The following is a 14188-nucleotide window of genomic DNA, read 5'->3' on the forward strand; positions in this document are numbered from 1 at the left end:
CCGTCTTTTTTTCTTTATTATATCGGAGAAATAAGATGGATGGTTAGAAGAATCATAGTCTAGAAAGAAAGTTTTTTTCACACGTATCCCGAAATTGAATTTCATAGAATTCTAGTAGACAATAGAGAGATCATAATATGAGAAAGAAGGACATGCCGATGAATATAAAAGAGTATATGACGTATGATGCGACGGGACTGGCATCACTTGTGCAGAAAAAGCAGGTCACGCCTGAAGAGCTTGTACAAGCTGCATTTACTAGATTGGAAGAAGTGAATCCAGTACTAAATGCGGTGATTCAGACAAGGCGAGATCAAGTGTTCAAAGACATGAAGTCACTAGATGCGGATCAGCCGTTTGCTGGTGTTCCGTTTGTGTTGAAAAATATATCGCAGGGGCTGGAGCATGAACCTTTGACGGCGGGTGCTTTGCTGTTAAAGGATGTAAAGGCGCAAACAGATTCCCACTTTGTCCGTCGATTGAAGCAGGCTGGGCTCCTCATGATCGGTCATACAAACACACCTGAATTCGGATTGCGAAATGTGACAGAACCCTCTTTATATGGTCCGACGAGAAACCCTTGGAATGCTGACTATTCTCCGGGCGGTTCAAGCGGCGGGACGGCAGCAGCTGTGGCAAGCGGCATCGTACCTGCGGGTGGAGCGAGTGATGGCGGAGGGTCTATTCGGATTCCGGCATCCTTTACTGGTTTATTTGGACTCAAGCCAACAAGGGGGAGAACACCGGTCGGCCCGGGTGCAGGAAGGCAGTGGCAAGGAGCTTCCATTGACTTTACGCTCACAAAAACAGTTCGAGACAGTGCAGCCCTGCTTGATTTGCTTCAAGTCATTCAGCCAGAGGCTGCGTTCCAAACGCCATTATATGACGGTAGCTATCAGGAGGATTTAGTGAAACGAACCTCTTCGATGCGAATTGCTTACAGTGTAGACTCTCCAGTAGGCACGAAGGTGAGTGAGGAAGCAAAGCAGGCAGTCTTGAACACTGTGAAATGGCTGAGTGAACAAGGGCATCAAATAGAGGAAGCGAAGCCGGACATTGATGGTGTCCATCTGATGCAGCAATATTATGTCATGAACAGCGGTGAAATGTCTGCCTTATTTACCTCTCTGGCTCGTTCATTCGGGCGTCCGGTGAAGCCTGAGGAGACAGATATTGTGGCATGGGTACTGGCGGAAGCAGGAAAAAATGTGACGGCTGCTGCTTATACAGAAAGTCTTGATGCATGGGATATGGCCGCTGCAAAAATGGCCGCATTTCATCAAACCTACGATCTATATGTGACCCCAGCTACTGCCTATTCGGCTCCAAAGGTTGGCGAGCTGATGCATAACGATCAAGAAATTGCTGCATTGTTACGTGTGTCATCCCTTTCAATGCAAGCACAGCAGGATCTGATTTATGAAATGTTCCTCAAGAGTTTGACCTACACACCATTTACACAGCTGGCTAACCTAACCGGCCAGCCATCTATGAGTGTGCCAGTTCATCTCACAGAAGCAGACATGCCTTTAGGCGTACAGATGACAGCACCGAAAGGAAAAGAGGACTGGCTGCTCAGACTGGCGTCAGAAATAGAATCATCCTCATTATGGAAAGGAACGCATCCATTACTGAATCAATAATACAATGGCATCGACGTTGGTCTATGCAGGAAAGGAGTGTCACACGTGAGTACGAAGGACAAAATCATTCAAACGGCCGCACTTCTTTTACGTAAACAGGGGTATCATGCGACAGGGTTGAATCAAATCATTCGAGAGAGCGGCACGCCGAAAGGATCTCTTTATTATTACTTTCCAAATGGAAAAGAAGAGCTAGCCATAGCAGCCGTTGAATATATGAGTCAAAGGGTCATCGATCAAATTGAAGCAAGCTTTGCCTATTCTGATGACCCATATGTCGCCGTCGATCATTTTATGACAAATATTATTCGGGGTTTTATGGAGCAAGAAAGTGAAAGAGGGATACCGATTGTCTTACTGGCGGCAGAGTCAAAACCTGAACATACAAAACTTCATGCTGCATGCAAACAAGAAATGATCCGCTGGCAAGAGCTTGTCAAAAAAAAGCTGATGAATAGCGGATATGATGAAATAAAAGCGGATGAGCGGGCATCTCTCCTTCATTCAATGGTCATCGGCGGATTATCAATGACTACTGCATTAAAGCAAACGACACCTTTAGAGCACGTAAAATGTTACCTTAGACACTTATTTATGCGAGAAGAGTAAAATCTCTCGCATATCGCCTATCTATTATATCAATTGGTCTATATAATAAAGATAGTCAATTAGTCATGAGGAGTGATGGGATGTCGGAGCAACCACAATCGATCAAGCAATCCGAAGATACCTCTTTTTATACCGTGTCCGGTTCGGGGGAGCTGTATGGTTTGGAAAATCAGCTTGTACATGTGCTGGCAGAAGCAAATCAAACAAATCAACTGTTTGAGCTTGTCTTAATCACAGGTGGGAAAGGTGCTTACTTTCCGCTGCATTGTCATGAGACGCTATTTGAAACCATCTTTGTGCTGGAAGGGAAGCTGGAAGTGATACTGGACGGTAAAAAGTATATGGTGACGGCCTGCGATTATATTCATATTCCGCCCAAAACAATTCATGGCTATAGAATGCATAGTCACAAAACAAGGTTTATTTCTTATACACTGGGCGGGCAAATGACAGATGTCTATCAGCAAATCGGAAAGAGGCTGTTGCAGAATGAATGGCCGATGACTGATCACCCATTTGATGCAGACAGCTTTCATCAGGCTGAAAAAGAAAGCGATATCATGTTGATGCATGGCATTAGAGAGCTATCCAATACAACCAAGCCAGCTGTTTTGTTTCATAGTCAGCTCCCGCGCGCAGTGCAGCCATATGTGCTGGAGGCTGGTGAAGGAAAGCAATACATGGTCGAAGGTCAGCTTCATGAGCTGATTGCGACAACGGAAACAACAGGAGACGGATTTAGTTATTTTGTGATTGAAGGGACAAAGGGAAAAGGGTTACGTTCGCATTATCATGAAATGCATACAGAAGCACTTTATTGTGTTGAAGGCAGAATCAATCTTCAGTTAAGCGGAGAAAATATTTGCTTGATGCCAGGGGATTTTGCCTATATTCCTCCGAATACCGTTCACTCGTATGAATTCGTATCACATTCAAATAAAATGTTGGTTTTGCTGCTGCCTGGCTATATTGAGCAAGTGTTTGAACAATTTGAAGAAGCACAAAGTCCAGGTATGTGCCCTTATTTTATACAGGAAGGGGACATGATGGAGGATGGGGAGACCTCTGCTCAGTATGATTTGGTGTTTGTCGAAGATAAATAGCTGTGTAACGCGTTACACAGATTTGAATAAACAGCCTGTCGAATCAATCGGCGGGTTATTTTATTTCCCTTATGGAACAGCATCCCTATTTACATGCATGAACCCTCGCATTCGGTGTCAGTCCTGCGTGCTGGTGCTCATTAATGTCACATTCACTCCGCGCCAGTACGCGTCCTTCCTAGACTGCAAAGGTTTTCTATCACGCTAAAAGCAAACAAAGGGCTAAAATAAAGTTCATTTTAGCCCTTTGTCAAAAATCTGAGGCTTAGGATAATTCCTAAGCCTTTAATGTACGCTCGTCCATCATTTTTTCGATTAATTCAAAAAATGTTTTTTTATCTTCTTCTGATAGGTGATTGAACAGTTGATTGACAAGCAGCTGACGATTGTCGATCATTTGTCTGGCGATTTGTTCACCTGATTCAGAGAGTGTAATCCATACCGTACGGCGGTCATTGTTATTTCTAGAGCGGATAATCAGCCCTTCATCTTCTAAGTGATTGAGAGCGGTTGTTGTTGCGGAGGGAGATAATGAAACTTCCTGCAGAATATTTTTCACAGTACATGATTGATGGCGGTAGATGATGCGTAAAATGAACCCTTTTACATTCGTGACGTTTTTCGGGATATTCTCTTCATCTATTCGTTTCGTCGCCTTTAAATACTTTGTCAGTGCATGGTCTAACAAACTTGCCTCTAGCTCGAAATGTTGCATTCTCCATACCTCTTTTCCTATTGCATTCGCATTTTCCGATCAATTACTAGGTCTATCTTATCATAATAAGCATCATCATTTAAACCAAAATGGAAGACGGCTATAAAATTACCTATATTATCAATTAATAAAAGGAACAATTCCAAAATGAAATGATTTTACTTTCACCTTTTTTTATTTTAGAATGTGAATGAGATAAAATCTGCCAATCCAATTCTCTGGAAATTGGCTATTGGACATCAAACGTTTGGAGATGAAGATATTGAATACTTTACAGGCATTACTAAACGACAGAATGGAACGCTCTTCACAAATTGAAGCGGTAACTGGCGGAGGTGTGTCTTATACATTTGAAGAATATGCAAAACGCATTGATCAGCTGGCGCATTACTTACATCGTAAAGGAATTCGAAAAGGTGACCGGGTGTGCTTTATTTGTCAAAACCATCATCACTTTTCTACGATTATGCTCGCAGCCATTAAAGCAGGTGCTGTCGCCGTACCGCTTAGCTGGCAGCTTACCTCTTTTGAGCTAGAAGGTATCTTGAAAAAAGCAGAGCCAAAAGCTTTATTTTTTGACCGTGAATTCCGTGACATCATTGCGGCAGTGAATGTGTCTTTAGAAGATTGTCTCATGGTGGAATCTGGTGTTAATGCGAAAACAACACAGCTGTTTGAAGACATATTGGCGTCTAATGATGGAAGTGATCTTGCTGAAGAGGTATCAGAAGAGGATTTGGCCATGATTTTATTCACTTCAGGTACAACAGGCAATCCAAAAGGTTGTATGGTCGGACATGGGCGAATCTATCAATTTTTAACAAGACATGGGAACCGAGGATTTGATCTGAGAGGAAAACGGTACTTGGCAAGTCATCCGCTGTATCATATGAGTTCAATTAATCACCTGATTGCAGCTGCAATTGAAGGGTATACGTTAGTCTTCTTACATGATGCAACGCCGAAACGCATTTTAGAAACAATTGAGAAAGAAAGAATTACGTTTATGATGGCTTTCCCATCAGCTTACACGTACATGCTAGAAGAAATGAAGCGCGGTTCTTACGATCTCTCATCTTTTGAAATTGCAATTTCTGGCGGTACGAAGGTACCGGTACGCTTAATTAAAGATTACAAAGAAGTAGGCATTCAGATGATGCATGGCTATGGAAGTACAGAAGCGTGGGTTGTGAGTGCGTGGCATCCAGCGATGGGCGAGGATAAAATGGGCTCTGCTGGTAAAGTGGATCCGGATGTAGAAGTCAAAATCGTGCATCCTGAGACAGAGGAGGCGGTGCCAGCTGGAGAAATTGGCGAGGTCGTCATGAGAAGCCCATTTTATTTCTTAGGCTACTATCATCAACCTGAAGCGACAGAGAAAGTGCTCAAAGATGGCTGGTTCCATATGGGGGATGCAGGCTATCTGGATGAAGACGGTTTTCTTTACATCACAGGGAGATACAAAGATGTGATTCTATACGGTGGGGATAATATTTATCCTGACCAAGTGGAAGAGGTCATTGATCAAATTCCAGGTGTAATTGAATCTGCTGTCATTGGGGTACCAGATGACTTATATGGTGAAGTACCAAGTGCGTATATCGTAAAAGACGAATCTGTCGATTTCTGCGAAGAAGATGTGTTGAATTACTGCAAGGAACGTTTAGCAGATTACAAAGTGCCATCCATTCATTTCACGCAGGATCTGCCAAAAAATAAACTTGGTAAAATCATGAAGAAAGATTTACGTGAATTGGTTGTGAATGCGTAGGACCTATTCTGCTATAATGAAATTTGAATGATTTTTTTGTTTTTCTAACGTTTTGGAGGGAAAGGGTTTGCGACATATACTTCGTAAGAAACACATTCACGATTTGTTAGAACAGAGCAGACAGCAAAAGGTAAAGAAAACACTGGGCGGGCTCGATCTCACGCTCCTTGGCATAGGGGCTGTGATTGGGACGGGGGTCATGGTGTTAACCGGAATTACAGCAGCTAAGGATGCAGGACCGGCTGTTATTTTCTCCTTTGCGATCGCAGCGATTGTGTGCAGTCTAGCAGCACTCTGTTATGCAGAAATGGCTTCCGCGCTGCCTGTGTTCGGCAGTGCGTACATTTATTCATATACCACAATGGGTGAACTCGTAGGTCATCTCATGGGATGGACGTTATTATCTGTTTATATGCTGACTGCTTCAGCTGTAGCGAGTGGCTGGTCGAGTTATTTTAACAGCCTGCTGGAGGGGTTTGGAATCTCAATTCCACATCAATTTTTAGCTGGTCCAGAACAAGGCGGATATATGAATTTGCCAGCAATTATCATTGCTTTACTCATTGCGTGGATCCTATCTAGAGGAACGAAAGAAAGTAAAAAATTCAATAATATCATGGTGTTTGTGAAACTTGGCATTATTGTTCTTTTCATTGTAGTAGGTGGTTTTTATGTAGAGCCAGCCAATTGGCAGCCGTTCATGCCGTTTGGTACGGAAGGGATTATTGCTGGAGCCGCTGCTGTGTTTTTTGCCTTTTTAGGATTCGATGCCATTTCGGCTTCTGCAGAAGAGGTGAAAAATCCACAGCGGAACCTGCCAATTGGCATTATTGGTTCATTGCTCATTTGTACGATCATTTATATTGTCGTTTGTTTGGTCATGACAGGCATGGTGCACTATACGAAGTTGAATGTGACAGAGGCAATGTCTTATGTCCTGCAAAGTGTCCATCAACATAGCGTGGCTGGTATTATTTCTGTCGGTGCTGTGATTGGATTGATGGCTGTGATTTTCGCCAATAATTATGCGGCAACTCGAATTGCTTTTGCGATGGGGCGGGACGGGCTCTTGCCTAAAGTGTTTTCAAAAACAAACAAAAGTGATACACCTGTTGCAAGTATATGGGTGATTGGCGGAATGACAGCTGTTATTTCAGGGTTTATTGATTTGAAGGACCTGTCCAACCTAGCCAATATCGGTGCATTATTAACGTTTGCGATGGTGAGTTTATCCGTACTCATTTTGAGAAAGACACATAAACAGCTGGAAAGGGGATTCCGGGTTCCGTTTGTACCGGTTTTGCCAATTATCTCGATGGGCTGTTGTGTGTTTCTGATGCTCAATTTACCAGGCCGGACATGGCTGTACTTCGGGGTTTGGCTGATGATCGGTGTCGTCATGTACGCAGCGTATTCTAACAAACACAGTGAATTAGCGAAATCTGCTTGAGAAAAAGGTGCAAATCCGTTGACGATTTGTGCCTTTTTTCATACGATTTGGGATAAGCTATATAAGAGATAATGAACGGAACAAGAGGAGGATGAGGGAAATGATCAGCGTTAGTCCTTATATTGTCGTAGAAGATGTCAAAGAATCTCTTCAATATTATCAAGGAATTTTTGGCGGAGATATTCGTATCTTAAATGAACATCAAGACCGTGTATTGCATGCTGAGCTACACCTTGGAGAATCACTGCTCCACTTTTCAGATACATTTGGCCGCACACCAAAACCGGAGAATCTTCGATTGATCATGCAGTTTGACAATGAGGAAGAGTTAAAGGCTGTATACGAGGCGCTTGAAGCTGACGGAGATGTCCTTGTGGAATTACAGGATACGTTTTTTGGCGCACTTCATGGACAAGTACAAGATCGGAAGAATGGTCTGATATGGGTGCTGAATTATATGAAATAAATAAAGACCTTCACCCTTGAGAAGGTTTCAGCATGTAGACAAACCCTCGCATTCGGTGTCAGTCCTGCGTGCTGGTGCTCACGAATGTGAAATTCGCTCCGCGCCAGTACTCGTTCTTCCTAGGGCTGCAAAGGTTTTCTATCACGCTGAAAAGAAGACAAAGGGCTAAAATAAAGTTCATTTTAGCCCTTTGTCAACAATCTGAGACCTTCACCCTTGTGAAGGTTTTTTTGTGAGTGTTTTTATTTTCTGAAAAATGGAAAATATGCTATGTTGGAAGAATGATAAGACATGGGGAAAGGGTGGAAAAGGAATGGATCAAGTTGAGTTTCAATATATTCAAACAAACGGCATAAAGCTCCATACAGCAATGGCTGGTCCTGAAGATGGCCCACTGCTGGTTCTGCTGCATGGATTTCCTGAGTTTTGGTATGGTTGGAAAAATCAAATCCGCCCCCTGGCTGAGGCAGGGTATCGTGTCGTTGTTCCTGATCAAAGGGGATACCATCTGAGTGACAAACCAGAAGGAGTCGAATCATACGTCTTAGACAAATTAAGAGATGATATCGTGGGATTAATTAAGGCACTGAGCCCAAATCAAAAGGCCATTGTCGGCGGACATGATTGGGGCGGAGCTGTTGCTTGGCATCTTGCTTCAACCCGTTCTCAATATGTAGAGAAATTAATCATCGTCAACATGCCGCATCCTCGTGTGATGATGAAGGTCCTTCCGTTTTATCCGCCGCAGTGGAAGAAGAGCTCTTATATCGCGTTCTTTCAGCTTCCAAATGTACCAGAGGCAGCCCTTCAAGAAAATCACTTTCAAAGACTGGATGAAGCAATTGGACTGTCTACAAGACCTCATCTGTTCACGAAGGAAGATGTCTCAAGCTATAAGCTGGCATGGACGCAGCCGGGAGCCATTACGTCCATGTTGAATTGGTATCGAGGTATTAAAAAAGGCGGCTTTGAAAAACCGATTTCCAAACGAATTCTCGTTCCTGTCCGCATGATCTGGGGAATGGAGGACAAGTTTCTAAGCAGAAAGCTCGCAAAAGAAACAATCAAAATTTGCCCAAATGGACAGCTGATTTTTGTCGATGATGCCACTCATTGGATCAATCATGAAAAACCAGATGTCGTGAATAAGCTCATACTCGAATTTTTAACATAAAGAAATAAGCTCTGATCATATGACCAGAGCTTATTTGTTTTATCCGATTTGATTCTTTTTCAAGGAAACAGGTTCGTCGTCCCAGCATTCAATCTCTTCATTGTTTGGAACGGCATTTTTATAGAAAACAGGATCTTTGCCTTCTTTTTTCTGTCTCATGTAATCCTTCAGTGCTGCAAAGGCGACTTTGGACAACATGGTAATGGCAATGAGGTTGACGATGACCATGAGACCCATGAATAAGTCGGCTAGACCCCAAACGAGAGGAACAGTCGCAACAGCTCCGAATAGAACCATGCCAATGACAGCAACACGATAGATGTTGAGCCAAATTTTATTCGCTCCCAAGAACTCAATGTTCGTTTCACCATAGTAATAGTTACCAATTAACGTACTAAAAGCGAATAAGAAAATCATGATCGCCAGGAATCCAGAAGCCCAAGGGCCAATGTGCTGGCTTAATGAAGCCTGAGTTAGCTCAATTCCTTCCAGATTGGTTGTTTTATACGCATCAGAGAACAGAACAAGAAAGGCTGTGCTTGTACAAATAATTAACGTATCTGTTAACACACCAAATGCTTGGATTAATCCTTGTTTGACGGGGTGGCTCGTAACAGCAGTTGCTGCTGCGTTAGGGGCACTACCCATACCGGCTTCGTTTGAGAAGAGACCGCGTTTAATCCCTTGTAACAATGCTCCACCTAATGTACCGCCGGCAAACTGTTCAAATCCGAAAGCGTGCTTCACAATCGTACTGATGACACCTGGTAGTTCAGTGATATTTGTGATAATCACAAAGAAAGCAATCCCGATGTAAGCAACGGCAAGAAAAACGACAATATATTCAGATGCTTTTGCAATCGCTTTGATCCCTTTGAAAATAATGAACGCAAAAATAACAGCCATAACGATTCCGACAGTTAAACGATCTAGGCCAAAAGAGTTTTTAAAAGCGACGGTGATTGTATTTGATTGCACGGCGTTAAAGACAATCCCAAAAGAGATCGTAATCAGGATGGCAAATAAAATCCCCATCCAGCGCTTATTTAACCCTTTTTCCATGTAATAAGCAGGTCCACCGCGGAATCCTGTTTTATCTTTTACTTTATACACCTGAGCTAGTGTACTTTCAACAAAGCTTGAAGCAGAACCGATAATCGCTACGATCCACATCCAGAAGATTGCGCCAGGTCCACCGATCGCAATAGCGATGGCAATCCCTGTGATATTCCCTGTTCCGACACGTGCTGCCATACTGATGGCAAATGCTTGGAACGGTGAGATTCCCTCTTTTTCTTTTCTTCCTTCTTTTAGAACACGCAGCATTTCTTTCAGCATTCTGACTTGCAGGAAGCGTGATCTATATGTGAAGTAGACCCCTACTCCAAGTAACAGAGCAATGATTAGATAAGTCCAAATAAAATCATTTGTAGTTGTTAAATAAGATAGCAAAGCTTTTTCGTTCATAACATCACCTCTTCGAATTCATCACTGTTCTTTTTAAAAAATACTGAGATCCCACTCTTTGGCGAGTTTCTTCAGCATCATGACACCGGTAATACTATTTCCACAATCGTCAATGGCAGGACCATAAATGCCGATACCGCAGCCTGTCTGAAATGGGAATTCTCTTCTTGCGCTTGGCGGAACGCAAGCCATGATTCCTCCAGACACACCACTTTTGGCTGGAACGCCTACGAAAGCAGCAAAATTACCAGACGCATTGTACATGCCGCATGTCAGCATCAATGCCTTTGTTAGTCTTGCGATATCTTTTGGGATGACTTGGACTTGTTTAAAGGGATGGAAGCCATCACTTGAAATAATCAGTCCAATCAAGGCGATGTCCTCTGTTGTGACCTCAATGGAACATTGCTTTAAATACACTTCTAACGTGTCCTCGACATCTGATTCTAAGTAATTGGTTTCTTTTAAATAATAAGCAAGTGCCCGGTTGCGGTGTGCAGTTGCCCATTCTGATTGATAAACCTCTTCATTAACAGAAGGACGCTTACCTATTAAGTTTTCGATTAAATCGAAAATATATGCTAGCTTTTCTGTAGAAGTCTTTCCAGGAAGGATGGAGGATACGGTAATAGCTCCAGCATTAATCATTGGATTAAAGGGCTTCCCTGGTTTATGCATCTCAAGGCGGTAGATGGAATTAAATGCATCACCAGTTGGCTCTACATCTACCCGATCCAAGACGTACGGAACGCCTCTTCCTAAACAGGCAGCTATAAAGCTGATGACTTTTGAGATACTTTGCAGGGTAAAGGGAACGTCCCAATCACCATAACGTACAGATGATCCATCTGGGCCTATCACGCTGATACCAAGTTGAGAGGAATTTACTTTTCCGAGTGCTGGAATGTAGCCAGCGTTCTGCCCGTTTTTGTAATACGGACGTATTTCTTCTGCCCATTGATCAACAGAAGACTGGCATGCGTGTTGTGTATTATTAGAAATTGCTGTTTTCATACGATTCCTCCAATCAAAAATCAAAAAGTACCCTATTGAATTGGCGGATGACAAAAAATGCGATCAAATAGGCACGAAAACATGTTACACATCTTCAAAGAACTTGTCATGCGCTGCTTGTACCACTCCTTTACACCTAAATATATGTTCAAATGAAGGCTTTGGCGGCGAAACAACAAAAAGGGTTTTTAGTGAAAAATCAGAAAACGCTTACATATAGTTTCACTAAAATTGTTCATTCAATTTATCTTGGAAACTACACAATCTGACGAAAATCTACAGAAAAACTTACAAATAAAAATCAGTCTGCATGCAATTGTCTAAACAATTCCCATTATTGTAGACAATATCCAAATCGTAGAATAGCTGAAAGGTCACCATGCCTCCTCGGAGAATAGTCATAAAAAATGATTTTGAAGAGAGAAGAAGCCGTGAAAATAATTTTTTTGCTCATTGTGAAGCAAAGAGTCTCCTTGTATACTGTGGCTATGTAGACAGGGGAAGGGATGTCAGTCATTTGAGTTTAAACCAGCTTGTCAAAAAAGACGCATTTATTTTGATTTTTATGATCGTCATTGTGCCGCTTGCGGGAGAGCTGAAGTTTTATCCTGTGAATGAAACATTTCGCATTAGTTTTGGGGCACCTGCGTTTTTCTTTTGCTTATTACTTTTAAGAAAATCAAGACCATTGCTGCCAGGGTTTTTAACAGGTGCAGCCATTGTTCTATTTCGGGTAGGTTTAGACCTTATTCAGCAAAAAGCTGATTTGGCTCTGTCATTTTATCAGCAGTTTCCGAGCTTCTTTTTTTACTTTACATATGCTTTGCTTTTCTTTGTTGTCCGTACAGGACGTTTCAAGCAACGTTCCATTTTTATTGGGCTGATCGGACTGATGATTGAACTGCTTGCTGATTTTGTTGAGCTGTTTGTACAATTTTTAGTGTTTGATACAACCATGACTTTCTCAAAGCTGAGTGATATGATCCTCATTGCATTTGCTCACAGCTTCGTGGTCATCAGCTTTTTTAATATGATGAGACTGTATGAGGCACAATCAAGAGAGAAACAAATCATGAAGCAAAATGAGCATATGATGATGGTCATTTCAAATCTATATGAGGAAACAGTTCATTTAAAGAAAACGTTAAATCATACAGAGCACATAACGCAAGAATCCTATCGGCTCTATCGTCTGCTGAATGAACATGAGGCAGGAAAGAAAGTGAGTCAGGAGCTGCTCAAGCTTGCAGGGGAAATACATGAAGTCAAAAAGGACAATCAGCGTATTTACGCTGGGCTTTCAAAGCTAATTTCCAAGGAGAATATGCAAGATTATATGAGGGCAGAGGATCTTGTTCAAATCGTGATTCGCATTCAAGAGAAATATGCGCTATCTCTCGGGAAGAACATTTCCTTTACATCTGATATAAAAGGCATTCACTTGCATGAGTATCATGTGTTCATTTTCTTATCGCTGATTAATAATTTAATGGCAAATGCAGTTGAAGCAATCAAGGATGATGGAGCCATCTCACTCGTATTAAAAGGGAGTCATGATAAAATAGAGATTCGGGTTGAGGATGATGGACCGGGTATTCCTGAGAAATTGAGAGAGATTGTATTTGATCCTGGATATACCTCAAAATTTGATGCATATGGAACACCGTCAACTGGGATTGGCTTATCCTATGTGAGAGAGCTGGTTCAAGAGCTGGACGGTCAAATCCAGATTGAGCAGAAAGAAACGAAGGGAACAGCTTTTCAGCTTGTCCTTCCGATAAAAAATTTAATACAGAGAGGGTGAGTGTATGCGATTTTTCATTGCAGATGATGATCGTGCAATACGCTCGATTTTAGGTCAGATCATTGAGGATGAGGATCTAGGAGAGGTCGTGGATGAAGCTGATGACGGCATTGGATTAGAAGCGCATTCATTGAACCTGAAAAAAGTAGACATCCTTCTGATTGATCTTTTAATGCCAGCTAGAGACGGCATTCAAACCATACGTCATATTCACCCTGAATTCAAAGGAAAGGTCATCATGATATCTCAAGTAGAAGCAAAAGAGATGATGGCAGAAGCCTATGAACTTGGAATTGAATATTATATTCATAAACCCGTCAATCGAATTGAGATTGTCAGTGTCATTCGAAAGGTCATGGAGCGGATCAAGCTCGAAAAATCAATTTACGATATTCAAACTTCTCTTCGACATGTGCTGCCTTTAGAGCCGGTGATTTCTCATGAGACAGGTACTGGATCGAAGCGAAGAACGATGAAAGAGGCAGGGGAATTCCTCCTATCTGAATTAGGAATTGTCGGAGAGAGTGGCTCTAAGGATTTACTAGAGATCTTGATCTACTTACATGAAACGCAGACAGCCAATTCTCATGAGGTGAATTTTCCGCCATTAAAGCAGCTATTTATCAAAACGGCGGAACGAAAGCTTGGTCGTGGTGCGTCGGATGTGGAAGTGATGCGGGAAGTGAAAGCAGCAGAGCAGCGAATTAGACGAGCCATCCATCATTCCTTAAATCATTTCGCATCACTAGGGCTCACAGATTTTTCAAACCCTAAATTTGAGCACTATGCGTCGAAGTTTTTTGATTTCACTGATGTCAGCCAAAGAATGAAAGAAATGCAGAAGACTTCTTCATCTGCAGGGTCAACAGGCAGAGTCAATACGAAAAAGTTCGTGCAAATCTTTTATTTTGAAGCAAAGCAGCTATTCGAAGGGATGAGCTGAGGGAAATCTATTGGAATGATTGGAGAAAA

Annotated in this window: 12 protein-coding genes; 9 read left to right on the forward strand and 3 right to left on the reverse strand. The window is 42.2% G+C overall.

Going from position 1 to position 14188, the window contains the following annotated elements; all coding sequences use genetic code 11:
* The first annotated feature begins 158 nt into the window (after window positions 1-158).
* The 3 genes from LCD34_RS11860 to LCD34_RS11870 all read left to right on the forward strand — a co-directional run bounded on the left by LCD34_RS11860 (window position 159) and on the right by LCD34_RS11870 (window position 3355).
* A complete protein-coding gene (locus tag LCD34_RS11860) occupies window positions 159-1643 on the forward strand; it encodes an amidase (protein ID WP_148780762.1) in 1485 nt (494 codons plus the stop codon).
* Between the two features lie 45 nt (window positions 1644-1688).
* Entirely contained in the window at window positions 1689-2252 is a 564-nt protein-coding gene (locus LCD34_RS11865) for a TetR/AcrR family transcriptional regulator (protein WP_148780761.1), read from the forward strand.
* Between the two features lie 80 nt (window positions 2253-2332).
* Window positions 2333-3355, forward strand: coding sequence for a quercetin 2,3-dioxygenase (locus LCD34_RS11870; RefSeq protein WP_148780760.1), 1023 nt, complete (start codon window positions 2333-2335; stop codon window positions 3353-3355).
* Window positions 3356-3632: 277 nt separating this feature from the next.
* On the opposite strand, the gene LCD34_RS11875 is transcribed toward LCD34_RS11870, so the two are convergent.
* Window positions 3633-4070 (reverse strand): MarR family winged helix-turn-helix transcriptional regulator, encoded by a 438-nt coding sequence (locus tag LCD34_RS11875; RefSeq protein WP_007498406.1) that lies wholly within the window; start codon window positions 4068-4070, stop codon window positions 3633-3635.
* Between the two features lie 262 nt (window positions 4071-4332).
* Between LCD34_RS11875 and LCD34_RS11880 the strand changes: the two genes are divergently transcribed.
* The 4 genes from LCD34_RS11880 to LCD34_RS11895 all read left to right on the forward strand — a co-directional run bounded on the left by LCD34_RS11880 (window position 4333) and on the right by LCD34_RS11895 (window position 8931).
* On the forward strand, window positions 4333-5841 hold the full coding sequence (locus LCD34_RS11880) for a class I adenylate-forming enzyme family protein (protein WP_224559127.1): 1509 nt from the start codon (window positions 4333-4335) through the stop codon (window positions 5839-5841).
* A gap of 67 nt (window positions 5842-5908) precedes the next feature.
* Window positions 5909-7291, forward strand: a complete 1383-nt coding sequence (locus tag LCD34_RS11885; RefSeq protein ID WP_017358611.1) for an amino acid permease — start codon at window positions 5909-5911, stop codon at window positions 7289-7291.
* Window positions 7292-7391: 100 nt separating this feature from the next.
* The gene (locus LCD34_RS11890; RefSeq protein ID WP_008342155.1) at window positions 7392-7757 is read left to right on the forward strand and encodes a VOC family protein; all 366 of its coding nucleotides are present in this window, start codon (window positions 7392-7394) and stop codon (window positions 7755-7757) included.
* Window positions 7758-8070: 313 nt separating this feature from the next.
* Complete coding sequence (locus LCD34_RS11895; RefSeq protein WP_148780759.1) at window positions 8071-8931, forward strand: alpha/beta fold hydrolase; 861 nt, start codon at window positions 8071-8073, stop codon at window positions 8929-8931.
* Window positions 8932-8970: 39 nt separating this feature from the next.
* Here LCD34_RS11895 and LCD34_RS11900 read toward each other — a convergent pair whose 3' ends face one another.
* Together LCD34_RS11900 and LCD34_RS11905 are read right to left on the reverse strand one after the other, a co-directional pair.
* Window positions 8971-10398, reverse strand: a complete 1428-nt coding sequence (locus LCD34_RS11900; RefSeq protein WP_017358609.1) for an alanine/glycine:cation symporter family protein — start codon at window positions 10396-10398, stop codon at window positions 8971-8973.
* Window positions 10399-10431: 33 nt separating this feature from the next.
* Window positions 10432-11412: a glutaminase gene (locus LCD34_RS11905; RefSeq protein WP_051632373.1), complete on the reverse strand. Its 981-nt coding sequence runs from the start codon at window positions 11410-11412 to the stop codon at window positions 10432-10434.
* 517 nt (window positions 11413-11929) lie between these two features.
* Between LCD34_RS11905 and LCD34_RS11910 the strand changes: the two genes are divergently transcribed.
* Together LCD34_RS11910 and LCD34_RS11915 are read left to right on the forward strand one after the other, a co-directional pair.
* Entirely contained in the window at window positions 11930-13216 is a 1287-nt protein-coding gene (locus LCD34_RS11910) for a sensor histidine kinase (protein ID WP_148780758.1), read from the forward strand.
* Window positions 13217-13220: 4 nt separating this feature from the next.
* Entirely contained in the window at window positions 13221-14159 is a 939-nt protein-coding gene (locus tag LCD34_RS11915; RefSeq protein ID WP_148780757.1) for a response regulator, read from the forward strand.
* Window positions 14160-14188 lie beyond the last annotated feature (29 nt).

Source organism: Bacillus sp. RAR_M1_44, from assembly GCF_020165935.1.
Lineage (GTDB): Bacteria > Bacillota > Bacilli > Bacillales > Bacillaceae > Bacillus > Bacillus altitudinis.